The organism is Amycolatopsis oliviviridis, from assembly GCF_014654365.1.
Classification (GTDB): Bacteria; Actinomycetota; Actinomycetes; order Mycobacteriales; family Pseudonocardiaceae; genus Amycolatopsis; species Amycolatopsis oliviviridis.
In genome coordinates this window covers 136,198-160,994 of sequence record NZ_BNAY01000008.1, presented here as the reverse complement: position 1 = coordinate 160,994, position 24,797 = coordinate 136,198, and the positions used below count along the sequence as shown (strand labels likewise).

Annotated in this window: 24 protein-coding genes; 13 read left to right on the top strand and 11 right to left on the bottom strand. The window is 70.9% G+C overall.

The window, feature by feature from the left end; translation table 11 throughout:
- Positions 1-19 precede the first annotated feature (19 nt).
- Genes IE302_RS30820 through cbiE form a run of 5 tightly spaced genes read right to left on the bottom strand, consistent with a single transcriptional unit; the run spans position 20 to position 6,784 of the window.
- The gene (locus IE302_RS30820; protein WP_191257949.1) at positions 20-3,124 is read right to left on the bottom strand and encodes an arabinosyltransferase domain-containing protein; all 3,105 of its coding nucleotides are present in this window, start codon (positions 3,122-3,124) and stop codon (positions 20-22) included.
- Positions 3,125-3,157: 33 nt separating this feature from the next.
- A complete protein-coding gene (locus IE302_RS30815) occupies positions 3,158-3,922 on the bottom strand; it encodes a cobalt-precorrin-6A reductase (protein ID WP_229908032.1) in 765 nt (254 codons plus the stop codon).
- On the bottom strand, positions 3,898-4,893 hold the full coding sequence (locus IE302_RS30810; RefSeq protein WP_191257948.1) for a Gfo/Idh/MocA family protein: 996 nt from the start codon (positions 4,891-4,893) through the stop codon (positions 3,898-3,900). The genes IE302_RS30815 and IE302_RS30810 overlap by 25 nt, the downstream gene beginning before the upstream one ends.
- Complete coding sequence (cobM, locus tag IE302_RS30805; protein ID WP_191257947.1) at positions 4,890-5,651, bottom strand: precorrin-4 C(11)-methyltransferase; 762 nt, start codon at positions 5,649-5,651, stop codon at positions 4,890-4,892. The genes IE302_RS30810 and cobM overlap by 4 nt, the downstream gene beginning before the upstream one ends.
- Positions 5,648-6,784: a precorrin-6y C5,15-methyltransferase (decarboxylating) subunit CbiE gene (gene cbiE / locus IE302_RS30800; protein WP_191257946.1), complete on the bottom strand. Its 1,137-nt coding sequence runs from the start codon at positions 6,782-6,784 to the stop codon at positions 5,648-5,650. Before cbiE ends, cobM begins: the two co-directional genes overlap by 4 nt.
- 60 nt (positions 6,785-6,844) lie before the next feature.
- On the opposite strand from cbiE, the gene IE302_RS30795 reads away from it, so the two are divergent.
- The 4 genes from IE302_RS30795 to cobC are packed head-to-tail and all read left to right on the top strand — an operon-like array spanning position 6,845 to position 11,772.
- Entirely contained in the window at positions 6,845-8,818 is a 1,974-nt protein-coding gene (locus IE302_RS30795) for a putative cobaltochelatase (RefSeq protein WP_191257945.1), read from the top strand.
- Positions 8,818-9,432 carry a cob(I)yrinic acid a,c-diamide adenosyltransferase gene (gene cobO / locus IE302_RS30790; protein ID WP_191257944.1) on the top strand — a complete coding sequence of 205 codons (615 nt, stop codon included), beginning with the start codon at positions 8,818-8,820 and terminating at the stop codon, positions 9,430-9,432. The genes IE302_RS30795 and cobO overlap by 1 nt, the downstream gene beginning before the upstream one ends.
- Positions 9,426-10,760 carry a cobyrinic acid a,c-diamide synthase CobB gene (locus IE302_RS30785; RefSeq protein ID WP_191257943.1) on the top strand — a complete coding sequence of 445 codons (1,335 nt, stop codon included), beginning with the start codon at positions 9,426-9,428 and terminating at the stop codon, positions 10,758-10,760. Before cobO ends, IE302_RS30785 begins: the two co-directional genes overlap by 7 nt.
- Positions 10,753-11,772 (top strand): Rv2231c family histidinol phosphate aminotransferase CobC, encoded by a 1,020-nt coding sequence (gene cobC / locus IE302_RS30780; protein ID WP_191257942.1) that lies wholly within the window; start codon positions 10,753-10,755, stop codon positions 11,770-11,772. Before IE302_RS30785 ends, cobC begins: the two co-directional genes overlap by 8 nt.
- Here cobC and IE302_RS30775 read toward each other — a convergent pair.
- A complete protein-coding gene (locus IE302_RS30775) occupies positions 11,753-12,637 on the bottom strand; it encodes an NAD(P)-dependent oxidoreductase (protein ID WP_191257941.1) in 885 nt (294 codons plus the stop codon). The genes cobC and IE302_RS30775 overlap by 20 nt on opposite strands.
- A gap of 63 nt (positions 12,638-12,700) precedes the next feature.
- On the opposite strand from IE302_RS30775, the gene IE302_RS30770 reads away from it, so the two are divergent.
- Positions 12,701-13,087: a MerR family transcriptional regulator gene (locus IE302_RS30770; RefSeq protein WP_191257940.1), complete on the top strand. Its 387-nt coding sequence runs from the start codon at positions 12,701-12,703 to the stop codon at positions 13,085-13,087.
- Positions 13,088-13,133: 46 nt separating this feature from the next.
- Positions 13,134-13,760, top strand: a complete 627-nt coding sequence (locus tag IE302_RS30765) for a hypothetical protein (protein WP_191257939.1) — start codon at positions 13,134-13,136, stop codon at positions 13,758-13,760.
- A 272-nt stretch (positions 13,761-14,032) separates the two neighbouring features.
- Here IE302_RS30765 and IE302_RS30760 read toward each other — a convergent pair whose 3' ends face one another.
- From IE302_RS30760 to IE302_RS30750, 3 genes are read right to left on the bottom strand one after another with little or no spacing between them, the layout of a single operon-like run.
- Positions 14,033-14,779: an adenosylcobinamide-GDP ribazoletransferase gene (locus IE302_RS30760; RefSeq protein ID WP_191257938.1), complete on the bottom strand. Its 747-nt coding sequence runs from the start codon at positions 14,777-14,779 to the stop codon at positions 14,033-14,035.
- Complete coding sequence (gene cobT / locus IE302_RS30755; protein WP_191257937.1) at positions 14,776-15,789, bottom strand: nicotinate-nucleotide--dimethylbenzimidazole phosphoribosyltransferase; 1,014 nt, start codon at positions 15,787-15,789, stop codon at positions 14,776-14,778. Before cobT ends, IE302_RS30760 begins: the two co-directional genes overlap by 4 nt.
- 9 nt (positions 15,790-15,798) lie before the next feature.
- Positions 15,799-16,404, bottom strand: a complete 606-nt coding sequence (locus tag IE302_RS30750) for a bifunctional adenosylcobinamide kinase/adenosylcobinamide-phosphate guanylyltransferase (RefSeq protein ID WP_191257936.1) — start codon at positions 16,402-16,404, stop codon at positions 15,799-15,801.
- Between the two features lie 36 nt (positions 16,405-16,440).
- Here IE302_RS30750 and IE302_RS30745 point away from each other — a divergent pair, with 36 nt between their 5' ends.
- Positions 16,441-17,373, top strand: coding sequence for a cobalamin biosynthesis protein (locus IE302_RS30745; protein ID WP_191257935.1), 933 nt, complete (start codon positions 16,441-16,443; stop codon positions 17,371-17,373).
- The gene (locus tag IE302_RS30740) at positions 17,370-18,830 is read left to right on the top strand and encodes a cobyric acid synthase (protein WP_191257934.1); all 1,461 of its coding nucleotides are present in this window, start codon (positions 17,370-17,372) and stop codon (positions 18,828-18,830) included. The genes IE302_RS30745 and IE302_RS30740 overlap by 4 nt, the downstream gene beginning before the upstream one ends.
- Before the next feature lie 61 nt (positions 18,831-18,891).
- Here the strand turns inward: IE302_RS30740 and IE302_RS30735 are convergent, their stop codons facing one another.
- Together IE302_RS30735 and IE302_RS30730 are read right to left on the bottom strand one after the other, a co-directional pair.
- On the bottom strand, positions 18,892-19,656 hold the full coding sequence (locus tag IE302_RS30735) for a CbtA family protein (protein WP_191257933.1): 765 nt from the start codon (positions 19,654-19,656) through the stop codon (positions 18,892-18,894).
- Positions 19,657-19,670: 14 nt separating this feature from the next.
- Complete coding sequence (locus IE302_RS30730) at positions 19,671-19,877, bottom strand: CbtB domain-containing protein (RefSeq protein WP_005162643.1); 207 nt, start codon at positions 19,875-19,877, stop codon at positions 19,671-19,673.
- A 332-nt stretch (positions 19,878-20,209) separates the two neighbouring features.
- Between IE302_RS30730 and IE302_RS30725 the strand changes: the two genes are divergently transcribed.
- Genes IE302_RS30725 through IE302_RS30705 form a run of 5 tightly spaced genes read left to right on the top strand, consistent with a single transcriptional unit; the run spans position 20,210 to position 24,714 of the window.
- Positions 20,210-21,118: an ABC transporter ATP-binding protein gene (locus IE302_RS30725; protein WP_191257932.1), complete on the top strand. Its 909-nt coding sequence runs from the start codon at positions 20,210-20,212 to the stop codon at positions 21,116-21,118.
- 10 nt (positions 21,119-21,128) lie between these two features.
- On the top strand, positions 21,129-21,869 hold the full coding sequence (locus IE302_RS30720; RefSeq protein ID WP_191257931.1) for an ABC transporter permease: 741 nt from the start codon (positions 21,129-21,131) through the stop codon (positions 21,867-21,869).
- Positions 21,870-21,872: 3 nt separating this feature from the next.
- Complete coding sequence (locus IE302_RS30715; RefSeq protein ID WP_191257930.1) at positions 21,873-23,138, top strand: sensor histidine kinase; 1,266 nt, start codon at positions 21,873-21,875, stop codon at positions 23,136-23,138.
- Positions 23,135-23,764, top strand: a complete 630-nt coding sequence (locus IE302_RS30710; RefSeq protein WP_191257929.1) for a response regulator — start codon at positions 23,135-23,137, stop codon at positions 23,762-23,764. Before IE302_RS30715 ends, IE302_RS30710 begins: the two co-directional genes overlap by 4 nt.
- Positions 23,765-23,820: 56 nt before the next feature.
- On the top strand, positions 23,821-24,714 hold the full coding sequence (locus IE302_RS30705; RefSeq protein WP_191258205.1) for an ROK family protein: 894 nt from the start codon (positions 23,821-23,823) through the stop codon (positions 24,712-24,714).
- Positions 24,715-24,797 lie beyond the last annotated feature (83 nt).

Here is a 24,797-nt window from a genome sequence, read left to right as displayed (position 1 = left end):
GTGAGTGACGAGTTGTCGCTCAGCGCGTCGGGTCCTTGCCGTTCGGCTGCCGCGGCCCGGGACCCGGTGACCACCAGCCGGGCACGACCTTCTCGCCGTGGATGATCGTCGGCGCGATGCCCTCGGTGAACGGTTCGACCTGCAGCAGCTGGCCCCACGACTGGCTGGGCTGGCCGATCAGGTAGCTGGGCACCTCGGGTTCGGCGGCGACCTCTTCGAGCCAGCCGATCGGACCGCCGTTGGTGCTGGACGCCCAGTTCGCCTCGTCCGCGACGGCACCCGCGGTGATCCGGTACTCCGGCATCTTCGAGATGCCGTCATGCGAGGTCACCGGCTGCACGCACGGGTAGACGAACGACGCGGGCCAGTCGACGTAGACCGGTTTGCCCGCGATCTTCTCGGTCAGCGTGGTGAACGTCGGCACGCGCGGCGCCGACGCGGCGATCCAGCCGTCCTCGGTGAGGTCGTTGTCGACGATGTTGATCCGCACGGACGTCGTCTCGGCGGGCAGGTCACGCAGGTTGATCCGGGTGTCGTTCCAGCCGTTGGTCCCGGCGCCGGGCGGGAGGACGAACTGGCTGCGGACGACCTTCACGCCTTCGGGGGTGTTCATGCCGTAGTCGAGGCTGACCGACGTCGGCCGCCGGGCCGCGCCCGCGGTGGCGACCACGATCTGGCCGTCGGCGGGCTTCTCGGCGAGGGCGTACCAGTCGCTGCGCAGCCGTCCGGCCCGCGTTTCGGGGTCGAGGAAGCTGCTCCACATCGGCACCTCGTCGGGTTTGAAGCCGTGCGGAGGTTCGGCGAGCGGGTCCTTGTCGTCGATCGCGCGGGTGTGGAACCCGGTCTGCACGCGGCCGTTGTCCTGTTCGGGATCGGGCAGCGGCGGCGGGGTCTGCCCGGCGGGCGGCTCCTCCTTCTTGACCGGCACCGTCCGCTGTTCGGGCTGGGCCCGCAGGACGCTGGTCGCGGCGTCGCGTTCCACCATCACATGGTCGGAGAGATTGCAGCTCTTGCCGAACAGATGCCCGAAGTTCGCGGCGCCGAGGCTGTAGGAACCCTGCTGGTTGTGGATCGCCCACGCCATGCTGACGAACTCGCCCCCGGCCATCAGGCCACAGACGACCACCAGTGAGAGCGAACCGAGCCGCAGCGAGCGGCTCCGTCCTTCCTGCGGTCCCGCCTGCTGTCCTGGCCGGTGCGCGCGGACGTTCTCCACGAACGCGTAGATCCCCGAGATCGCGGCCGCGACCAGCAGGATCGTCGACAGCGGGATCCCGCCGATCGACGGCGCCACCGCGGTCCACTGCACCCCGAGTTTCGAGACGAACCAGAACGAGTTGGGCCCGGTCGCGGCCAGCGCGCCGACCACGAGCAGCCCGGCGAGGAACGCCGCCCGGTTCCGTCTCGACCGCAGCACCGTCGAACTCGTCGCCAACGCGGTCAACGCCGCCATGGCCGCGCCGACCGCGGCGAACGCGCCGAAATGGTGCGTCCACTTGGTCGGGGTCAGGGCCAGCAGCAGGAAGAACAGCGCGACCGTGCCGATCAGGCGGCGGCTGGGGCCGAGCGCGGCGCCGGGGATCCGGCCGCGGCGCAGCAGCACCACCAGGCAGGTCCCGGTGCACAGCAGCACCAGCAGGACCGGGAACCGGCGTGGCACCGATCCGTCCGGAAGGCTTTCGAAGAGCAACTGGTAGCGCGCGAGCTCCTGGAACCACGACAGGTTCGGGCCGACCAGGGTGCGGATCCGGGTCGCCTCCTGCACGGTGGCGAAGGTCTGGTCGGCGAACACCACGACCAGCACCAGCAGCCCGGCGGCCAGCACCGGCGCGAGCACCGGCAGCCAGCCGTTCTCGGCGCGCTGGCGGACCAGTTTGAACAGCGGGCGGGCGGCCACCAGGAACGGCGCGACCGCGATCAGCCCGGTCGGCGTCGCGGCCAGGGTGAAGGCGGCGGCGGTCAGCCCCAGGCACAACGGCAGCAGGCGGCGGGTCACCAGCGTGCGTTCCACCGCGCAGATCGCCAGCAGCGAACCCAGCGCGGCGACCGGCTCCGGCCGGACACCGTTGTTGAACGGCATCCACCAGACCAGGAACACCGCGGCGGCGGCCCAGCCCGCGGCGCGGCTCATCCGGACCTGGGTGCCGAGCCGCGGCATGACCTCGCGGCTGATCAGCAGCCAGCTCAGCACGCCGAGCACGAACGACGGGAGCCGGATCCACGGCGGCACCGTGCTGACGTGCGCCATCAGCTGATACACGTGGTAGAACCAGCCGAACGGCGCCTCGGCGACACCGAACCAGCGGTGGTAGTTCGTGAGGTAGCCGGTTTCCTCGGCCACTCTCGACATCGTGAGGATGTAGCCGTCGTCGGAGGTGACCGGGCCGATGAAGACCCACGCGCCGAGCGCGATGATCACCGTCGCGTCACGGGCGGTCAGCCGCCACCAGCCGACCGGCGCCCAGCGCGGCGCACGGCGGGCGAACCCGGAGTCCATCCGCCACACCGCGATCAGGCAGCCGATGAACGACAGCGCCGCGATCACCCCGATGATCCACTTCCACACCGTCGGCGACGTCTGGTAGCGGGTGTCCGGGACGACCGAGACGTGCAGACCGGCGATCGGGTCCTTGCCCGCGTTGATCGACGAGTAGATCCCGACCAGCCGCGGCCGGACGTCGCCCTCGGCGTGGAAGACCACGGTCTCGGCGACGGTCAGCGTCATCTGGTTCGCGTCCGCCGACAGCTTGATGTCGCAGTTGTCGGCGGGCAGCGGCTGCTGCACGATCTGCTGTCCCTGGCTGGACGCGAGCAGCACGCCGTTGTCGATGCGCAGCTGCAGGCCGACGCCCTTGCCCGCGCGCGGGTCGGTGCGGCCGTCGGGCACGGTGGAGAACAGCAGTGCCTGGCCCTGCGAACGCGCGTCGAGCGACCGGACGGTGGTGCACGGCAGGTCGACGCGCAGATCCTGGGCCCAGTACCCGGTCAAGGGCGCGTTGACGGAGCGGGTGTCGCCGCCCGTTGGCCAGACGACCTCCGCTGTGTCCTGCACCACCGGCAGGAAGGGGAAAGCCAATGCGCACAAGGCGGAGAGCAACCCCAGCGTGACAGCGATCAAACGCATCGGCGCAACGCTAACGGGTCTGGTCCGAACGGCTTACGCAGGGCTGCCCTTCGTCGCGGTGCCGATCCAGGTTATGGCGCCCTGAACTGTCGATACGCTGGCCGTTTCGGGGCGCGGCGGACGCCGGACGACGACCACGGGCAGGCCGAGCTCTCGGGCGGCGGTGAGTTTCGCGGCGGTCATCGCGCCGCCGCTGTCCTTCGTGACGAGCACTCCGACGTCGTGCCGTTCCATGAGCGCGCGTTCCTTCTCCACCGTGTACGGCCCCCGGTCCAGCAGGACTTCGTGCCGCCGGGGGAGCGGTACCCCGGGCGGATCGACGCAGCGGATCAGGAACCAGAGGCCGAGTCCGGCGAACGCGGCGAGCCCCTGACGTCCGCTGGTGAGGAACACGCGGTCACCCAAAGCCGGCAGGAGCCGCGCGGCGTGGCCGAGGTCGTCGGCCCAATGCCAGGTGTCGCCGGGCTGTTCTGTCCAGCCGGGCCGGGCCAGCCTCAGCAACGGTGTGCCCGTCGCGCGCGCGGCTTCGGCCGCGTTGGCACCGATGCGTTCCGCGAAGGGATGGGTGGCGTCGATCATCGCGTCGACGTCGTTCTCGGTCAGCCAGCGTGCGAGACCTTCGGGACCGCCGAAGCCGCCGAGACGGACTTCGCCGTCGGGCAGTTTCGGTCGCGCGACGCGGCCCGCCAGTGAAGACACGACGTGTTCGCCGCGCGCCACCAGTTCCTTCGCGAGCTCCCGTGCTTCGCCCGTGCCGCCCAGGATCAGCAGCGTCATCGCGCCACGGCCGCGCGCCATCGTTCCAGCGTGCGCAGGTTGGCGAGCGTTTCGGCCCAGGTGAGTTCGGGTGCCTGCCGGTCGGCGAGATGCGTGGCGACGTGGTCGGCCTCGCGAGCGAAGAGGCCTTGAGTCGCTTCGACCTCGATCACCTCGGCTTCGCCGCCTTCCGGCGTGAGAACGATCTGCGAGGTCCTCGGCTTGCGCATTTCGTGGGTCCACGCCGGTTTCGGTATGTACAGCTGACCTTGCGAGCCGTAGACGCGGATGTGGTCATCCTGCGTCAGCCGGAAGCCGCAAGCCAGTTGCGCGAGGATCCCGCCCGGCAGCCGCAGCAGCCCGAACGCGACCTCGTCGACGCCGTTCTCGTCGAGCCTCGCCATTCCGAGCACCTCTTCGGGCTCGACGACGTCCTGCCCGGTCGCCGCCTGCGAGACCAGCCGCGCGAGTGACGTGCAGTAGCAGCCGACGTCGAAGATCCCGCCGCCGCCCAGCGCGGGATCGGTGAGCCGGGGCACCACGAAGTCGTAGCTGAAGGCGACGTCCACCGCGCGGACCTCGCCGATGGCGCCGCACGAGATCAGCTCGGCCAGCCGCCGGATCTGCGGGTGCAGCCGGTACATGAACGCCTCCATCAGGAAGACGTCGTTGACCCGCGCCGCTTCGATGACCTTCTCGGCCTCACCGACCGACACGGTCAGCGGTTTCTCGCACAGGATGTGCTTGCCCGACTCGGCCGCGCGGATCGCCCACTCGCCGTGCAGCGGATGCGGCGTCGAGATGTAGACCGCGTCGACGTCGGGATCGGCGAGCAGATCCTCGTAGGAGCCATAGCATTTCGGGATCTCGAAGCGGCTCGCGAACTCGGCCGCCCGGTCACCGGATCGCGCGGCGACGGCTTCCAGGACACCGTGCTTGCTCTCTTCTACCCCCGCCGCGAATTCGGCGGCGATGGTCCCGGCGGCCAGCAGGCCCCAGCGAAGACTCTTCACAACGACTCCGGTTGGTTCGCGCGATCACGGGTGGCCGAGTAGAGAAAACTATCGGGAAATCCTTCGGCCGCAAGGACTTCTCCGACGAAGATCATCGCGGCCCGGCTGATCCCGGCCTCGCGCGCTTGCGCGGCGATGGTGCCGAGCGTGCCGCGCAGCACCTGCTCACCCGGCTGGCTCGCCAGCGCGACGACCGCCGCCGGACAGGTCTTTTGATAAAACGGTCGCAATTCGTCGACTACTTGCTCGATCCGGTTGATCGCCAGATGCAGCGCGAGCGTGGTGCCGGTGCGCGCGAAGTTCGCCAGCGTCTCACCCGGGGGCATCGCCGTGGACCGGGCCTGCGCGCGCGTGATGACCAGGCTCTGGCCGACCTCGGGCACGGTCAGCTCGCGGTTGAGCAACGCGGCCGCGGCGGCGAACGCGGGGACGCCGGGGGTGACGTCGTACGGAACGCCCGCCGCGTCGAGGCGGCGCATCTGCTCGGCGACCGCGCTGTAGATCGACGGGTCGCCCGAGCACAGCCGTGCGATCTCGTGGCCGTCTCTGTGGGCTTCGGCCATGCGCTCGACGATCGCGGGCAGGTCGAGGTTCGCGGTGTCGATGAGCACCGCGTCGTCCGGGCAGTACGCCAAGAGCGCTGTCGGCGTCATGCTGCCGGGGTACAGGCAGGTTCCGCAGCGGCCGAGCAGGTCACGGCCTCGGACGGTGATGAGGTCGGCGGCACCGGGACCGGCGCCGATGAAGTGCACTGTCACGTTCTGCTCCACTGTGTGACGACCCGCGCCGGGGTCCAGCCGGTGAATCCGCCCAGCGGTGCCGCCTGCTCGACGCCGACGCGGATCAGCTCGCCGCCGTGTTCGGTGTACGCGCGGGCCAGGGCCTGTTCGGATTCGAGGGTCACGCCGTGCGCGACGATCCGCGCGCCGGTCGCCAGGCAGGCGTCGAGGACACCGGGCACGGTCAGCCCGCCGCCGAGGAAGATCGCGTCCGGCCTGGTCAGTCCGTCGAGTGCGGCCGGCACGGCACCGATCACCACGTCGAGTTCCGGGACGCCGAGCGCGTGCGCGTTCCGGGTGATCCGGGCGGCTCGCTCCGGCGAGCGTTCGATCGCGATCGCCCGGTTCAGCGGATGCGCGCGGGACCACTCGATCCCGACGCTGCCCGCGCCCGCGCCGACGTCCCACAGCAGTTCGCCGGGGGTCGGCGCGAGCCTGACCAGCGCGGACGCGCGCAGGTCGCGTTTGGTGAGCTGGCCGTCGTGCTCGAAGGCGTCGTCCGGCAGCCCGGTCAGCGGCAGCGCGGGACCGTCGGCCTCGATGGCGAACACGGTCAGCGTGCCGGGGCCGATCCGCTCCTCGGGGCCGCCGAGATCGGACAGCGCGGTGACGCGGCTTTTCTCGTACCCACGGGCTTTGAGCAGGTCGAGCAGGTCTTCGGCGTTCGCGCCGAGGACGAGGATCTTCCGGCCGGGCGTCAGGGCCCGGCTCACCCGGCCGATCGCGCGGCCGACGACCGTGACCACCTCGGTCTCCTCCGCCGACCAGCCGAGCCTCGCGCGGGCGAGCGTGACCGACGAGAGCGCGGGCAGGATCTCGACGTCGTAGCCGCGCTGGATCAGCGTCGTGCCGATCCCGGACAGCAGGGGGTCGCCGCTGGCCAGGACGCAGACGCGGCTCCGGCCCGCGAGGAAGTCGTCCAGGGCGGGGAGGAGCGGGCTGGGCCACGGCTCGGATTTCACCCCGGCCGGCAGGTACGCGAGCTGACGCGGAGCACCGACGACGACGTCCGCGCGCAGCACCGCTTCCCTGGCCTGCCCGGACAGGCCGGACCAGCCGTCGGCCCCGATCCCGACCACGGTCAGGGGTGATTTTTCGCGCACGTTCGTCACGCTAGACGACGGAAATCCTGTGCGATGATCGGCCGGAGGTCGTCGACGACGAGGAGAGCTGTGAAGCCGTACCCGTTCACCGCCGTTGTGGGGATGCCGGATCTGCGCCTGGCGCTGGTGCTTTCCTCCATCTCACCCGCCGTCGGCGGGGTGCTCGTGCGCGGGGAGAAGGGCACGGCGAAGTCCACGATGGTGCGCGCGCTGGCCGGGCTGCTGCCCGGTGTCGACGTCGTGGACGCGTGCCGGTTCTCCTGCGACCCCGTCGAGCCCGACCCCGCCTGCCCGGACGGCCCGCACGCCGAGGGGGCGGCCGCGCACCGTCGTCCCGCGCGGCTGGTGGAACTGCCGGTCGGCGCGGCCGAAGACCGCGTGATCGGTTCGCTGAACCTGGAACGCGCGCTCGCCGACGGCGTCACCGATTTCCAGCCCGGTCTGCTCGCGGCCGCGCATCGCGGGCTGCTGTACGTGGACGAGGTCAACCTCCTGCACGATCACCTGGTCGACACGCTGCTCGACGCCGCCGCCATGGGCCGCGCGACCGTCGAACGCGAGGGCGTCTCGGTGTCGCACGCCGCCCGGTTCGTCCTGATCGGCACGATGAACCCCGAGGAAGGCGAGCTGCGGCCGCAGCTGCTGGACCGCTTCGGGCTCACCGTCGAGGTCGCGTCGAGCCGCGATCCCGAACTGCGCGTCGAGGTCGTCCGGCGGCGCCTCGCCTACGAGGCCGACCCCGACGGTTTCGCCGGCCAGTACGCCGCGGCCGACGCCGAACTCGCCACGGACATCGAGGCGGCGCAACGACTTCTGCCGTCGGTCAAGCTGCCGGACGACGCGCTGCGGCAGATCGCCGAGGTCTGCGCCTCGTTCGAGGTCGACGGCATGCGCGCGGACATCGTGACCGCGCGGACCGCCGTCGCGCACGCCGCCTGGGCCGGACGGACCGAGGTCACCACCGAGGACGTCCGTGTCGCGGCCCGGCTCGCGCTGCCGCATCGTCGTCGCCGGAATCCCTTCGACGCGCCCGGAATCTCCGAAGAACAGCTGGAGCAGGCGCTGCAGGACGCGCAACCCGAGGACCCCGGTCCTGAAGGCCCCGACGATGACGGTCCCGGTTCCGGTGCCCCGCCGGAGGGCGGTGAGACTTCGGGACCGCCGCCGTCTGAAGGCGGCGAAGAGCCCTCGGGCGGCGGCCAGAGCGGTGGTGATCAGAAGCCGGTCGGAGCCGGGGAAGCCTTTCGTGCCAGGCGTTTCGAGGTGAAGGGCACCGGAGAGGGCGCGGCCGGACGGCGGTCGAGGGCGATCACCGACAACGGGCGGACCATCGGCGTCCAGCCCGCCGGGACCAAGGACGGGCATCCGCATCTGCTCGCGACCGTACGCGCGGCCGCGCCGCATCAGCGATCTCGCGGCCGTAGCGGCGCCGGACTCGTGGTGCGGCCTCAGGACCTGCGGTTCGCCCGGCGTGAAGGGCGCGAAGGCAACCTCGTGCTGTTCTGCGTCGACGCGTCCGGCTCGATGGGCGCACGCCAGCGGATGCGTGAGGTCAAGACCGCCGTGCTGTCGTTGCTGCTCGACGCCTACCAGCGCCGCGACAAGGTCGGCCTGGTGACCTTCCGTGCCTCCGGCGCCGAACTCGCGCTCCCGCCGACCATCAGCGTCGACGCCGCGGCGTCCCGTTTGGACGGTCTCGCGACCGGCGGCCGGACCCCGCTCGCCGAGGGACTCCTTGAAGCGGCACGGGTTCTGCGGATCGAGGCGGTCCGTGATCCGCTGCGGCGCCCGCTGCTCGTCGTCGTCACCGACGGCCGGGCGACCAGCGGCGCGGACGCCGTCAAACGGGCACAGCAGGCGGCCGGGTTGCTGGCCGGGAACGTGACTTCGGTCGTGATGGACTGCGAGAGCGGCAAGATGCGCCTCGGGCTCGCCGCGGAACTGGCGGAACACCTGGGCGCGGAACACGTTCCGGTCACCGAGGTCGCCGCCGACACGCTCGCGGGCGCCGTACGCACACGTATTTCCGGGAGGGCCGCGTAATGCCGCAGGGCAAACCGGAGATCGTGCCGAACGACGGGCTCACCACCCGCCAGCGTCGCAACCGGCCCTTGCTCGCCGTCAACACCGGCGAGATGAAGGGGAAGTCCACGGCCGCGTTCGGGATGGCGTTGCGCGCGTGGAACCAGGGCTGGTCGATCGGTGTGTTCCAGTTCGTGAAGTCGGCGAAATGGCGCGTCGGCGAGGAAGCCGCGTTCCGCGCTCTCGGCAAGCTGCATGAGGACACCGGCCAGGGCGGCGCTGTCGAGTGGCACAAGATGGGCGAAGGCTGGAGCTGGGCGCGCAAGTCCGGGTCCGAGGAGGACCACGCCGCCAACGCCCGCGAGGGCTGGGCCGAGATCAAACGCCGTCTCGCCGCCGAAACCCACGACTTCTACGTCCTCGACGAGTTCAGCTACCTGCTGAAATGGGGCTGGCTCGAAGTGGACGACGTCGTCTCGACGCTGATCGGGCGCCCGGGACACCAGCACGTGGTGATCACCGGCCGGTACGCGCCGCCGGAGCTGATCGAGGCGGCGGATCTGGTCACCGAGATGACCAAGGTGAAGCACCCGATGGACGCCGGGCAAAAAGGCCAGCGAGGCATCGAATGGTGAATCGCGTGGTCATCGCCGCGCCCGGGTCCGGGCACGGCAAGACCACGATCGCCGCGGGCCTCATGGCGGCGTTGCGCGCGCGGGGGCTGAAGGTGTCCGGGCACAAGGTCGGCCCCGACTTCATCGACCCGAGCTACCACGCGCTGGCCACCGGGCGGCCCGCCCGCAACCTCGATCCGTTCCTGCAAGGTGAAGACCGGCTGATCCCGTTGCTGCGGCACGGTTCCGCCGGGGCCGACATCGCGATCATCGAAGGCGTGATGGGCCTGTTCGACGGGGCGCTGGGCACCGAGGGGTACGCCTCGACGGCGCATGTCGCGCGGCTGCTGGACGCCCCGGTCGTGCTGGTCGTGGACGCCTCGGCGGCGTCGCGCAGTGTCGCCGCGACCGTGCTCGGCTTCGCGCAGTACGACACCCGCGTCCGGCTCGCCGGCGTCATCCTCAACAAACTGGGCTCGCAGCGGCACGCGGACGAGATCGTCACCGCGCTGGAAGCGACCGGCGTCCCGCTGCTGGGAACGTTGTACCGCAACGAAGAGATCCACGCGCCCAGCCGTCACCTGGGCCTGGTCCCGGCGGCGGAGCGGGCGAGCGAGTCGGAGCGGCTGCTGCCGGAACTGGCCGGATGGATCAGCGAGGGCGTCGATCTCGGCGCCGTCGTCCAGGTCGCGCGCTCGGCGCCTCGGCTTTCGGGCGAGCCTTGGCGGCCTACGCTCGCGCACGAGGGACGGCGTTCAGTCGTCGCCGTCGCGGCCGGTCCGGCGTTCACGTTCCGCTACACCGAGGCCGACGAACTGCTGGCCGCCGCCGGCGTCGACGTCGTCGAAGTGGATCCGTTGCAGGACAAGGAACTTCCCGAGGGTTGCGCCGGTCTGTACTTCGGCGGCGGCTTTCCCGAGGTGCACGCCGAAGAGCTGTCGTCGAACGTCCCGTTGCGGACGGCGGTGGCCCGCGCGGTCGGCGACGGAATGCCCGTCGTCGCCGAATGCGCCGGACTGTTGTACCTGTGCCAGGACATCGACGGGATGCCGATGACCGGCGTCCTCGACGCCTCGGCCACCATGACCAAACGCGGGAAACTCGGCTACCGCAAGGCTTTCTCACCCGCGGACACCGTGCTGACCGTGGCCGGGCAGCGCGTCACCGGGCACGAGTTCCACCGCACGATCGTCGAACCCGGGAGCGGCCCGACCCCGGCCTGGGGATGGGACCGGACGCCCGACGGCTTCGCGTCGGCGTCGCTGCACGCGTCGTACCTGCACGTCCACTGGGCGGGCTACCCCGAACTCGCCGAGCGGTTCGCCGCCGCGGTCCACGCTCATGGCTGACTACGACCTCTGGCACCACGGGGACCGTGAGGTCGGCGAAGGGCTCGTCGACCTGGCGGTCAACGTCCGGCTCCCGGCGCCGCCCGCCTGGCTGCGCGCCGAACTGGCGGCGGCCCTGGACGACCTGGCCGCGTATCCCGACGTCACCGCCGCTGTGTCGGCGGTGGCCGCTCGGCACGGTCTGCCGGAGTCCCAGGTGCTGGTGACTTCGGGCGCGGCTGAGGCCTTCACACTGCTGGCCACGGCGTTGCGGCCTTCGCGCGCGGTGGTCGTGCATCCGCAGTTCACCGAACCCGAAGCCGCTCTGCGCGCGGCCGGTCATTCGGTGCACCGGGTCCTGCTGTCCGCTGACGACGGTTTCCGGCTGGGCGGCGTCCCGGAAGACGCGGACCTGGTCTACGTCGGGAACCCGACGAACCCTACTTCGGTGCTGCATCCGGCCGCCGATCTGCTCGCCCTGCGACGTCCGGGCCGCTTGGTCGTCGTCGACGAAGCCTTCCTCGACGCCGTTCCCGGCGAGTCCGAAAGCGTTGCGGGGCAACCCGGTTTCGCCGTCCTGCGGAGCCTGACGAAAACCTGGGGCATCGCCGGGCTGCGCGCCGGCTACGTCCTGGCGGAAGAGTCCGTTGTGGACAGTCTGCGCGCGGTCCAGCCACCCTGGTCGGTGTCCTCGCTCGCCGCCGTCGCCGTGGTGGCGTGCTGCCGTCCGGCGGCACTGGAGGAAGCCGAAAAGCTGGCGGCCGCGGCGGAATCGGACCGGGAGTACCTGGTGTCGGGCCTGACCGAGCTGGACGTCGAGGTGCTGGGGGAGCCGCGGGGACCGTTCGTGCTCGTGCGCCTCCCCGGCGCGGACGGCGTCCGGGAACGGTTGCGGGAGAAGGGCTTCGCGGTCCGGCGCGGGGACACATTCCCGGGGCTGGACTCGCGGTACCTGCGGATCGCCGTCCGGGACCGGGAGACGGTGGACCGCTTCCTGGCCGCCCTTGCCGAGGTCAGGCAGCCGCCCGCTTGAGGACTTCGATCACCGAGGTGTAGCTGCTCTTGCCGAATCCGGCCGCGGCCGCCTTCTCCAGCAGTTCCTTGTTCCGGAACGGGATCTCGGTGTCCACGCCCTGCTCCTCGCTGGTTCCGATGATGTGCTTCAGCGTCGTGATGTTCATTTCCAGGGGACCGGCGTCCTCGGGGTACGCGCCTTCGTCGATGGTGGGCGCCTGGGCCTTGATGATTCCGCCGATCACCGAAGGCAGAAACCAGTCCACGGCGAGCTTCGTGAACTCGGTCGCCGCGACCCCGGCGCTGCCGACCAGCGCGGCGGCGTGCAGGAAACCGTTCAGCGACGAATACATCATGCTCAGCAGTGCGGTGTTGTACAGCACCGCCAGGCCCGGTTCCGTGCCCAAATAGGTCGGGTCGCCCATCTCGGCCAGCGTGTCCTTGTGCGCTGCGAAAACCTCGGCCGAACCGCTGTAGAGGAAGACCGAGCCGGGGTGGCCGACCATCGCCGGAGGAACCATGATGGCGCCGTCGAGATAGCCCGCTCCGTGGTGCTCGGCCCAGCGGAGGGCCTCGTTCGCCTCCTTCGGCGTGCCGGAATTCAGGTTCACCACCACACGGGCGCGTAACGCTTCTCCGGCCGGTGCCAGCGCGGAGTACAGGGCGTCGTAGTCGGCGAGGCAGACCACGAGCAGCCCGCTCGCGGACACCGCGTCCGCGATGTCGCTCGCCTGCCGGGCGCCTTTCGCCACCAGGGGAGCGGCCTTGCCGGGGGAACGGTTCCAGACGGTCACTTCATGGCCTCGGTCGAGCAGCGTGCCTGCGAGAGCCGTACCCATCGGGCCGAGCCCGACGACGGTCACGGGAGATTTTTGTTCGGTCATGGCGAAAGGCTAAAGTCTCACATCGATGTGAGAGTCAACTCCCGATCGTGTAAAGGTTGTTTCATGAGGATCGGGGAGCTGGTACGGCGGACCGGTGTGCGGGAGCGGCTGCTTCGCTACTACGAGGAACAGGACCTTCTGCATCCGGTGCGCAGGGCAAGTGGCTACCGCGAGTATTCGGAACAGGATGTCGGGCGGGTGCGCAACATCCGCACACTGCTGTCCGCCGGGCTGAGCACCGCCACCATCGCCGGAGTGTTGCCGTGCATGGTCGATCTGGGGAACGGCCTGGCGCCCGCCTGCGCCGATCTGCTGCCCGAGCTGTACCGGGAGCGGGAAAGGATCAGTACCGCGATCGACGAGATGACGGCGACCCGGGACGTACTGGACGGCATCATCGCCGCGACCGTCCCGCATGCCGACGAAGTCGCCGAGGCCCGCGTGCGATAGCTCCGATTCCGACGGCATATCGCGCGCGAGATGGTTGGATGAGCCGGTGAACTTCGTGATCGGCGTCTTCGATCTCTTCGCCTACACCATCCCCGGCGCGCTGTACGTCGCGTTCTTCGGCTACCTCGGGGCGAAGCTCCACATCCTGACGGCGGCGAGCATCGGTGGCGTGCCGACGGTGGTGCTGGTCGTCGTCATCGTGGTGCTGAGTTTCCTGCTGGGCTATCTGGCGTATCCGCTCGGTGAGGCGCTGGAGCGGATCGTGCCGCGCAGGCGAGACCGGAACCCGGTCGAGGTGTTCCTCCAGCGCTCGCCCGCCGCCAAGGACCGCCCGTTCCTGAAGGAGAACACGCATCTCCTGCTGTGCGCGCTGCAACTGCACGACAAGGAGGTCGCGGTCGACGTCACGAGACTGCGCGCGTCCGGGCTGATGGTGCGCAACTGCGCGCCGCCGTTGCTGTTGGGCGCGGTCGCCGCGATCGTCGAGATCTTCGCGGGCAAGCATCCGTTCATCGCCGCAGGGATCGCGGTGCTGCTTCTGTCCGCGTCGCTCACCTTGGTCGCGCAGGCCCGGAAACTCAGCTTGTGGGCCGCGATGAAGACCCTCGAACTGTGCTTCTGGATCCCGGAAATCGACGAGAAACTCGCGGCCGGTGACCCTGCCTCCTCGTGAGCGGACCGCGGTGATCGCCACGTCCGCCCCGGACGCACCAGCAGTCACAGCGGTCGCGCGTGAAGGCCCCCTTCACGCGGCTCAGCCGAGGGAACTCGACCTTCACCTCAGGTATTGCGGGCCTCATGGGCGGCGGAGGCGCTGCGAAAGCCACGTTCACAACCTTCAACGTTGCGAACGTGGCTTTCACAACATCCGGGGCCGACATGCACGCGAGCGAGCATGGCATGTTTGCCTTACCCCCCAATATCCGGCCTTGCCGCTCATGACCCTCAGAACGACAAGCCGAGCAGAACACCCACGACGGCCACCTCGACGCAGCCCCCGAGCACGTCCCCGGTGATTCCGCCCAGCCGCTGGACGCACCGCGCCAGCAGCGCCGACGCGGCCAGGTACCCCAGCGCCACCGCGATCAGCCCTTGCCGCCACGGAAAGACCAGCGCCGCCGCGCCCGCGAGCACGGCGAACACCACCGCGGCCGTCCACACCGGCACCGAACCGGCGACGGTCGCGCCCAGCCCGTCCGGCCGGGCCGAAGGGACACCGTGAGCGCAGCACAGCGAGAGCACACCGCGTCCGGCGAAGACCGCGACCGCGGCCGCCGCGACCCCGTGCCCGGCCGAGATCGCCCCGGCCAGCGCGCCGACCTGCACGAGCAGCACCAGCACCAGGGTCGCGACCCCGGTCGGCCCGGAATCCCCGCGCCGCATGACCTCCAGCGCCCGTTCGCGGTCGTAGGAGGCGCCGAGCCCGTCGGCCGTGTCGGCGAGCCCGTCGAGATGGAGCCCGCGGCTGCTCAGCGCCACCGCGCCGATCGCGAGCGCGGCCGACGCGAAAGCGGGCAAGCCGATCAGGTCGCCCAGGAAGACGATCACCGAAGCGACGGCGGCGAGCGGCACGACTGCCAGCGGGGCGAGCACCATCGCGCCGCCCGCCACCCGCCGGTCGATCAGCTTCGGCGCCGGGACCCGGACCGTGGTCAGGGTCCCGACCGCCATTTTCAGCGCGTCGGCGATCAAGCCAGATCCGCCAGCAGGCCCATGTCCGCGAGGATCGCCCGCGCCGCCCGCAACGTCGGCACCGCCTGCACGGCGCCGCTGCCCTCGCCGAGCCGCAGCCCGAGGTCCAGGATCGGCTCCAGTCCGAGCGCCTTCAACGCGTACGCCTGCGAAGGTTCGGTCGAGCGGTGCCCGGCCAGCCACCACTGCTCGGCGCCCGGCGCGATCTCGCGGGCGACGAGCGCCGCGGCCCCGGAGAACACGCCGTCGAGCAGCACCGGCACCCCGCGCACCGCGGCCTGCACGAGGAAGCCCGCCGTCGCGGCGAGACAGGCGCTGCCGAGAGCGGTCAGCAGTGCGAAGGGGTCTTTCACCGCACCGGCCCTGATCAACGCGGCTTCGACGACCGCGAGCTTCCGCGCGCGCCCGTCCTCGTCGATCCCGGTGCCCGTGCCGACGACGTCTTCCGGGAAAAGACCGAGCACCGAAGCGACCACGGCCGCGCAGATCGTCGTGTTGCCGATCCCCATGTCGCCGGGGATGAGCAGATCCGCGCCGCCGTCGATCTCCTCGTCCGCGATCGCCAGCCCGTGCTCGAACGCCGTCCGCGCCTCGCCCTCGGCGAGCGCGTCCTCGACGTCGATCGAACCGGAACCCCGCCGGACCTTGTGCGCGAGGACCTCGGCCGGCACGTCCGCGCCGTCCCAGTCCACGGCGATGTCCAGTGCCCGCACCTTCGCCCCGGCCTGCGCGGCCAGCACGCCGACCCCGCTCTTCCCGGCCAGGAACACCCGGACCATCGCCGCGGTGACCTCGCGCGGATACGCCGACATCCCGGAAACCCCGTGGTCCCCGGCGAAAACGACCACGCGGACGTCGTCGAGCGGCCGCGGCGGGACGGTGCCGTGCGCCGCGCTGAGCCAGGCGGCCAGGTCTTCGAGCCTGCCGAGCGAACCCAGCGGCTTGACCAGGCCGTCCAGCCTGGCGCGCGCGGCGGCTTCGGCGGTGGCGTCCGGGGTGGCGATACGCATGACGACTCCCTAAGGCAGGTCCAGCATCCGTCCGGCGACGACCAGCACGGTCCGGTCGGACACGGCGGACACCCGGTTGTTCAACGCGCCCAGCACATCACGGAACACGCGTCCGGACACCGTCGCGGGCACCACACCGCTGCCGACCTCGTTGCTGACCGCGATCACCGGCACGTCGGCCTGCGCCCACGCCGCGAGGAAGTCCTCCAGCCGGTCGTCGAGCCGCCGTTCCCAGCCCTTGCGCTGCTCCCAGGCGCCGACCTCGTCGAGCACCCGGCTGATCCAGGTGCCGAGGCAGTCGATGAGCAGCGGATGCGTCGCCGTGCGCAGCACCGTGGCCAGGTCGGTGGTCTCGACCGTCTTCCAGTTGGCGGGCCGCCGCGCGCGGTGCGCGGCCACCCGGGCGGCCCATTCGGGATCCTCGGCACTCGGCGGCAGTCCGGGCGCGACGTAGGTCAGGTGCGGGTGGCGGGACGCGAGGCCCTCGGCGTGGTGAGACTTCCCAGAGCGGACGCCGCCCAGTATCAGCACCTTGCCGTCGTCGCGCGAGTAGCGGCGAAGTGCCCTCGCGAGGGACTCGAGAACCCCCGCGAGGCGATGCGTCAGCTTGGTCATACCCCGCATTCTCGTGCACGCGCTACCGTTCGCCACGTGCCACTCCGACAAGCCGCCACCGCAGCCGGACTCGTTACCGGTTACGTCGCCGACGCCATGTTCGGAGATCCACGGCGGAGGCATCCCGTCGCCGGCTTCGGCCGCGCCGCGCAAGCCCTTGAGCAGCGGGTTTGGGCCGATTCGAAGGTGCGGGGCGCGGCGTACACCGCCGTCTGCGCGGGCACCGTCACCGGATTGGGTGTCGCGGCCCAGCTCGTGACCCGAAAGCGTCCTTTCGCGCGGTTCGCGCTCACCGCGGCGTCCACCTGGGTGGTTCTGGGCGGCCGGGGGCTCGCGGCCGAGGGCGCGCACATGGCCCGCCTGCTCGACGACGGCGATCTGCCCGCCGCGCGGCAGCGGCTGTCGCATCTGTGCGCCCGCGACGCCACCGATCTCGACACCGGACAGCTCGCTCGCGCGACCACCGAGTCCATCGCGGAGAACACTTCGGACGCCGTCGTCGCGCCGTTGCTGTGGGGAGCGGTCGCCGGGATCCCCGGTCTGCTGGGCTACCGCGCGCTCAACACGCTCGACGCGATGGTCGGCTACCGCTCGCCGAGGTACGCCAATTTCGGCTGGGCGTCGGCGAGGGCCGACGACCTGGCGAATCTGGTGCCCGCGCGGGTCGGCGCGGCGCTGACCGTGGCGTCCGCCCCGCTGGCGGGCGGGTTCGCCAAATCCGCGTTCCGCGTCTGGCGCCGCGACGGGAAACATCATCCGAGCCCGAACGCCGGCCAGGTCGAAGCCGCGTTCGCGGGCGCGCTCGGGGTCCGGCTGGGCGGGACGAACAGCTACGGCGGCCGCACCGAACGCCGCGGCGTCCTCGGTGACGGCCGCGAACCGGAGCCGGTGGACGTGCGCCGCGCGGTCCGGCTTTCGCGAGCGGTCGGTCTCGCCGCGCTCGCCGTCGCGGTCGCGGTCACGCGGTGAGCGGCCTGCTCGTCGCGGGGACGACGTCGGACGCGGGCAAGAGCCTCGTCACCGCCGCGTTGTGCCGCTGGCTCGCGCGCCGGGGCGTGCGGGTGGCGCCGTTCAAGTCGCAGAACATGTCGAACAACTCGATGGTGTGCGCGGACGGCGCCGAGATCGGCCGCGCGCAATGGCTCCAGGCGCGGGCCGCCCGGGTCGAACCCGAGGCCGCGATGAACCCGGTGCTGCTGAAACCCGGGAGCGACCGACGCAGCCACGTCGTCGCGCTCGGGAAACCGTTCGGCACGCTGGAAGCGGGGGAGTACGCGACCGGTCGGGCGGGGCTCGCCGAGATCGCCTTCGACACCTTCGCCGCACTGAGGACGCGTTTCGACGTCGTGCTGTGCGAAGGCGCGGGCAGCCCGGCCGAGATCAACCTGCGCGAGGGCGACTACGTCAACATGGGGCTGGCGCGGCGCTTCGGCCTGCCCGTGGTCGTCGTCGGCGACATCGACCGCGGCGGCGTCATGGCGGCGATGTTCGGCACCCTCGCCCTGCTGTGCGCCGAGGATCAGGCGCTGGTTTCGGGCTGGCTGGTCAACAAGTTCCGCGGTGACGTCGGTCTGCTGCGGCCGGGACTGGAGACGCTGGAAAAGCTCACCGGCCGCGAGGTCTTCGGCGTGCTGCCCTGGCTCGACCAGGTGTGGATCGACTCGGAGGACGCGCTGGCCGCCGCGGGCTGGGGCGCCTCGGGCGGCTCCCTGCGGATCGCCGTCGTGCGTTTTCCCCGTGCCTCCAACGCGACCGACGTCGACGCGCTCGCCGCCGAGCCCGGCGTCTCGGTCGCGTTGACGGCCGATCCGGACACGGTCCTGTCCGCCGACATCGTGATCCTGCCGGGTTCCCGCGCGACCGTGGACGACCTGGCGTGGCTGCGCGCACGCGGTCTGGCGGACGCCGTCCTGGCGCGGGCCGAGGCGGGCCGCCCGGTACTCGGGATCTGCGGGGGCTATCAGATGCTGGCCGCCGAGATCGAGGACGACGTCGAATCCGGCGCCGGTACGGTACCCGGTCTCGGGCTGCTGCCGACGCGCGTCTCGTTCGGCGCGGACAAGGTGCTGGCCCGGCCCACGGGCGAGTGGCGCGGCCTGCCCGTCGAGGCGTACGAGATCCACCACGGCACCGTGACCGCCACCGGTCCCGCCGAGTCCTTTTTGGACGGACACCGGCGGGGTGCGGTGTGGGGCACGATGTGGCACGGCGCCTTCGAGAACGACGGCTTCCGCCGCGCCTGGCTGGGCGAGGTCGCGGACTGGTCACCGGCTGCCGGGGCGCGAGGCTTCGGCGCGCTGCGGGAAGCCATGCTCGACAAACTCGCCGACGCCGTCGAGGAGCACGTCGACACCGCCGGACTCCTGCGACTCATCGAGCACGGCCCCGACGGCGGCCTGCCGTTCGTACCGCCCGGCGTCCTTTGACGCATTTCGTCCTCTGAATGCGGTCCTTGCTTGTCAGGGACCGCATTCAGAGGACGAAACGCTAGCTCGCCGGAACGGCGTCCTTGGTCTTCAAAGCCTTCTCGGCCAGGGCCCCGAAGGTCAGGCCGAGCGCGGTCCAGAGCACCACCTGGGTGCCGACCGAGGCCAGCCGGAAGGTCCACAGCGTGGAACCGGGGAACCCGTCGGGGACCTCGTCGATCGACGGCAGCAGCGCCGCCGCCACGCCGATCAGCACGACGTACCCGCCCGAGGCGATCAGGCCGCCCCGCCACGCGCCGAGCTTGTCGGCCAGCTTCCGGCCGAACGCCGCCGCGAGCAGACCGATCAGCAGCGAGAGCGCGACGAAGCCGAAGTACAGCGACGTCCGGCTCCCGATCGTGCCCGCCTGCCCGACGGCCGGGGGATTCCCGGGGTACTTCAGGAAGGGCACCAGGAACACGACCACGAAGGCGCCACCGGCGAGGAGCGCCGCGGTCACCCGCGGCCGCAGCGTGCCGAGCCGTCCGTAGACGAAAGCGAACGCGAGCGAGAACAGCCCGCCGACGGCGACGCCGTACAGGCCGACGCCGGTCAGCAGACCGACGGTGCTCTGCACGCCGCGCGTGACGAGCTCTTCCTCCGCCGGCTCGGCCGGGGCGGGCTCGTGTTCGTGCGCGCCCGGAGCACTGTGCGAATGCGCGGCACCGCCTTCGAGACCGATGGCCGTCTCGACCGAAGGCTCACCGAGGAAGTACGCGAAAAGGGTCGCCAAGACACCGGCGATCAGGCCCGCGAGCATGCCGCGGACCAGCAAGGACCTCATCATGGGGCGCGTGCCGCCTAGTGGCAGGGGAAGGCCAGCAGGTGCCGGCCGTCGTGGACGAACTCGTGGACGTACGAGTTCGCGAACACCGACACCGCACCCTGCTCGGCGCTGATGAAGTACAGCGTGATCAGCGAGAGGAGGATGACGAGCACCGCCCAGGGCAGGATCTCGCGGACGGGGATCCGGACGGGGACGGGTACTGCGGCTACCGCTTCGGACATGGCGGTGGGACCTCCTCGGGCTAGCGCGGCCTCTTCAGGGGTGACACGACGGCTCCGGGTCTGGCTTCCCCGAACCGGCTGGTTCGAGGTCACAGTGGCGCGACCGCGCGGATTCTCACCGCGTTCCGGGTGCCCGTCGTCTGGCCGGTCGAGCGTAGGTCGCCGCGAAGCGTCCGGTCAATGTGACGGAACCCGTTCGGCGCAGGCTCGTTACCACCGGAATCGCGGCCCTCGCCGCCGGCGGGCATCCACCGATCGGTGGAGGGGGCATCCACCGGATCTTGGCCGCCCGGTCGATTCGGCACACCCTCGCCGGACGGCATCGTTTTCTCATGGCAATCATCGAGGTAGACGGCCTCGTCAAACGCTACGGCGACCACACCGCGGTGGACGGGGCCGGCTTCAGCGTCGAACAAGGCGAGATCTTCGGCATCCTGGGGCCCAACGGCGCGGGCAAGACCACGACCGTCGAATGCGTCGAGGGACTGCGCGTCCCGGACGGCGGGACCATCCGGGTCTGCGGGCTCGACCCGCGACGCGAAACCGGTGAGCTCCGGCAGTTGCTCGGCGCGCAGCTGCAGGAAAGCGAGCTGCCGGACAGGCTCGAAGTCGGCGAGGCGCTGAAGCTGTACAGCTCCTTCTACCGCGAACCGGCGGACTGGCGGGAACTGCTCGGCACCCTCGACCTGACGGACAAGGTGGACACGCAGTTCCGCAGGCTGTCCGGCGGGCAGAAACAGCGGTTGTCGATCGCGCTCGCGCTGATCGGGAATCCGAGGGTGGCGGTGCTCGACGAGCTCACCACCGGTCTCGACCCGCAGGCCCGCCGCGACGCGTGGGACCTGATCGAGGCCGTCCGCGACCGGGGAGTCACGATCCTGCTGGTCACGCACTTCATGGAAGAGGCGGAACGACTCTGCGACCGGATCGCGGTGATCGATTCCGGCAAGGTGGTCGCGCTCGACACCCCGGCGGGGCTCGTCGCCCGCGTCGACGACCGGCAACGCGTCCGGTTCCGGCCGTCCGTCCCGCTGGACCCCGCCGTGCTGACCGCGTTGCCCGAGGTCGTCTCGGTCGAGCGGGCCGGCGAACGGCTCGTGGTGACCGGCACCGGGAACCTGCTGCTCGCCGTGACCACCGTGCTCGCCCGCAACCAGGTCACCGCCGCCGAACTCCGGGTCGAGCAGGCGTCCCTCGACGACGCGTTCGTCGCGCTCACCGGCCGTGCCACCGACTCCTGAGGAGACCACGATGTCCGCCCTGACCCGGCTCACCGCCGTCGAGACCAAACTCTTCTTCCGCGAACCGATCCTCGTGTTCTTCGTGCTCGCCTTCTCGCCCATCCTGCTCGTCATCCTCGGCGCGATCCCCGCCATGCGGGAACCGAGCGAGGACCTCGGCGGCGCGAGCGCGATCAGCGTCTACGTGCCGATCATCATCGCGATGAGCCTCGCCTTGTACGCGCTCAGCAGCCTTTCCCAGCTGTTCGCCACGTATCGGGAGAAAGGAATCCTGCGCCGGATGCGGACCACCCCGGTCAAGCCGGGTGTGCTGCTCGGTGCGCAGCTGCTGATGTCCACCGTCTTGTCCGTGGCGACGATGCTGGTCGTGCTGGCCATCGCCAGGCTGGCGTTCGACGTGAGCCTGCCCCGGAACCTGCCCGCGTACCTGATCGGCTACCTGCTGGCCGCGCTGTCCGTTTTCGCGATCGGCCTGCTGATCGGCTCGTTCGCGCCGACCGGCAAGAGCGCCGGCGCGATCGGCACCCTGTCGTTCTTCCCGCTGGTGTTCTTCGCCGGTCTCTGGGTGCCGCGCGCCGAGATGAACGACGTCCTGCGCGCGATCAGCGACTTCACCCCGCTGGGCGCGGGCGTGCAATCATTGCAGGACGCCACCGCCGGTCACTGGCCGCAACCACTGCAGGTGGCCGTCATGCTGGGGTGGACGATCGTCGCCGGTGGCCTGGCCGCCCGGTACTTCCGCTGGGAGTGAAGCGTGAGCGTCGAAGCGGAACTGCGCGCGGAGTTCGACCGCTGGGAGCGGACGGAGACGACGGTCTTCGCCGTCCTCCCGTACGTGCTGCTGGCGATCTGCCTGTTCATCGCGCTGCTGCTTCCGCTTTGGCGGGTGCCGGTGTCCCTGCCGACGGTGATCGGGCTGTCGGTCGCGGTCGCGGCCTGGATGGCCTGGTTCCACACGCTCCACCCGGAAGGGAACGGAAAGGGCGGGTATTACGCGGGCCTCATGGCGCTGATCGCCTGCCTGGTCGCGGTCGCGCCCTGGTACGGCCTGTTCACCTTCGTCGGCTACCCGCAGGCGTTCCACTACCTGAAGGGCCACTGGCGCTACGCGGGCGTCACCGTCACGTCCATGATCTCGGCGATGGCGTACCTGGGCGGCCTCGCGAATGCCCGGGACCTGTGGCCGGCGTGGGCGGCGATCAGCGTGATCAGCACGGTGCTGGCCGCCGCGTTCTCACGGATCGCCGAGCGGGCCGACCAGCGCATCGTCATGCAGAGGCAGGCGCTCGCCGAGTTGCACGAGGCGAACACCCGGCTCGAAGCCGCGCTGGAGGAGAACGCCGGACTGCACGCCCAGCTCCTGGTCCAGGCGCGTGAGGCCGGGGTGCTCGACGAGCGGCAGCGGATCGCGCGGGACATCCACGACACCCTGGCCCAGGGCCTGGCGGGCATCCTCACCCAGCTCCAGGCCGCCGAACAGACCATGGCCGAACCCCCGGTCCTGCGACGGCACGTGACGAACGCGATGAACCTGGCCAGGGAAAGCCTGACCGAGGCCCGGCGGACGGTGCACGCGGTGCAGCCGGAGGCACTAGCCGAGGGCAGGCTCCAAGACGCGATCGGCGACGTGACCAGGAAGTGGGCCGAGGTGAACCACATCGACGCGGTGCTGACCACCACCGGCGACCCGCGGCCGATGCACGCCGACGTCGAAGTGACCTTGCTCCGGGCCGCGCAGGAAGCACTCGCCAACGTGGCCAAGCACGCGAAAGCGAGCCGAGTCGGCTTGACCCTGTCGTATATGGAGGACCTGGTGACACTCGACGTTCGCGACGACGGGGTGGGCTTCGAGCCCGGCACCGGGCACCCCGGCGGTTTCCCCGACCACGGGTTCGGGCTGACCGGGATGCGCCAGCGAGTACAGCGCCTCGCGGGCAGGCTCGAAATCGAGTCGGAACCCGGCGGGGGCACCGCGATCTCGGCTTCCGTACCGGCGATCCCGGCCGGGGCGCGGCGATGATCTCCCTGCTGATCGTCGACGATCACCCGGTCGTCCGGGACGGGCTGCGGGGCATGTTCGGCGCCGACCCGCGTTTCGAGGTCCTCGGTGAGGCCGGTGACGGCGAGGAAGCCATCACCGCCGGGGTGCGGCTCCGGCCCGACGTGATCCTCATGGATCTGCGGATGCCCCGGACCGACGGCGTCACCGCCATCACGGAGCTGGCGAAACGGGGAGTGACCTCGCGGATCCTCGTGCTCACCACGTACGACACCGACAGCGACGTGTTGCCCGCCATCCAGGCCGGTGCCACCGGCTACCTGCTGAAAGACGCGCCGAGGGAGGAACTGTTCCGCGCGGTGGAAGCGGCCGCGCAGGGGCAGGCGATGCTCTCTCCCGCCGTCGCGGCCCGGCTGATGGGGCAGCTGCGGCAGCCTGCTTCAGGACCGCTTTCGCAGCGCGAACTGGAGGTCCTGGAACTGATCGCCCAGGGCTCGACGAACCGCGAGGCGGCGAAGCGCCTGTTCATCAGCGAGGCGACGGTGAAGACACACTTGCTGCACGTGTACGCGAAACTCGGCGTCAACGACCGGGCGGCGGCCGTGGCCACCGCGTTCTCCCAGGGCTACCTGACACCGCGCGGCTGACGGAACCCTGCCGTCCGCGGCGGGGCGCATGTCAAAATCCAGCTATGACACCTGCGGTGGCGGCACTCGATGTCGGCGGAACGTCCATCAAGGCGGCCCTGTACGACGCCGACCTGAAAGACCTGGCCAGCTTGCGCGAGCCGACGGCGCGCGGAGCGGACGGCGAGGCGCTCGCGGACCAGGTCGCGCGGATCGTGGAAACGCTGGGCAAGCAGGCGGGCACCGGTACGCCGGACGCCGTCGGCGTGGTCATCCCCGGCATCGTCGACGAGGTCGAGCGGGTGGCCCGGTTCTCGGCGAACCTCGACTTCCGGAACGTCCCCTTCGGCGAGATGCTCGACAGCAGGCTGGGGTTGCCGTTCGCGTTCGGGCACGACGTCCGTGCGGGCGGGCTCGCGGAGTTCCGCGTCGGCGCGGGCAAGGGCTGCACCGACGCCGCCTTCATCCCGGTCGGCACCGGGATCGCGGCCGCGCTCCAGCTCGACGGCAAGCTGTACGCCGCGGGCGGGCAGGGCGGCGAGATCGGGCACATCGACGTCGGCCACCGGCTGACGTGCGGCTGCGGCGCGACGGGCTGCCTGGAGGCGATCTCCTCGGCGTCGGCCATCGCCCGCCGCTACAGCGAGCACACCGGACGTCCGGCCGAAGGCGCCGAGCAGGTCGTCGACGCCGCGCGGCACGGCGACGAGGCCGCGATCTCCGTGGTCAACGACGCGCTCGAAGGGCTCGGCCACGGCATCAAGACCCTGGTCACCCTGCTCGCGCCCGAGGTCGTCGTCCTCGGCGGCGGCCTGTTCACCGCGGGCGACTACGTCCTCGAACCGGTGCGGGCCTGGCTGAGCGCGAACCTGCAGTTCCAGCGGATGCCGGAACTGCGGATCGCCCAGCTCGGCGACGAGGCGGGCAGGCTCGGCGCGGCCCTGCTGGCCCTGGACCGGCTCAGTGTTTGATGACGAACCCGCGACCGCGATCGACGTCGGCAGGACGCCGTCTGGTCGTCCTCGTCGCGGATGCGGACAGGGCGTCCTGCCAC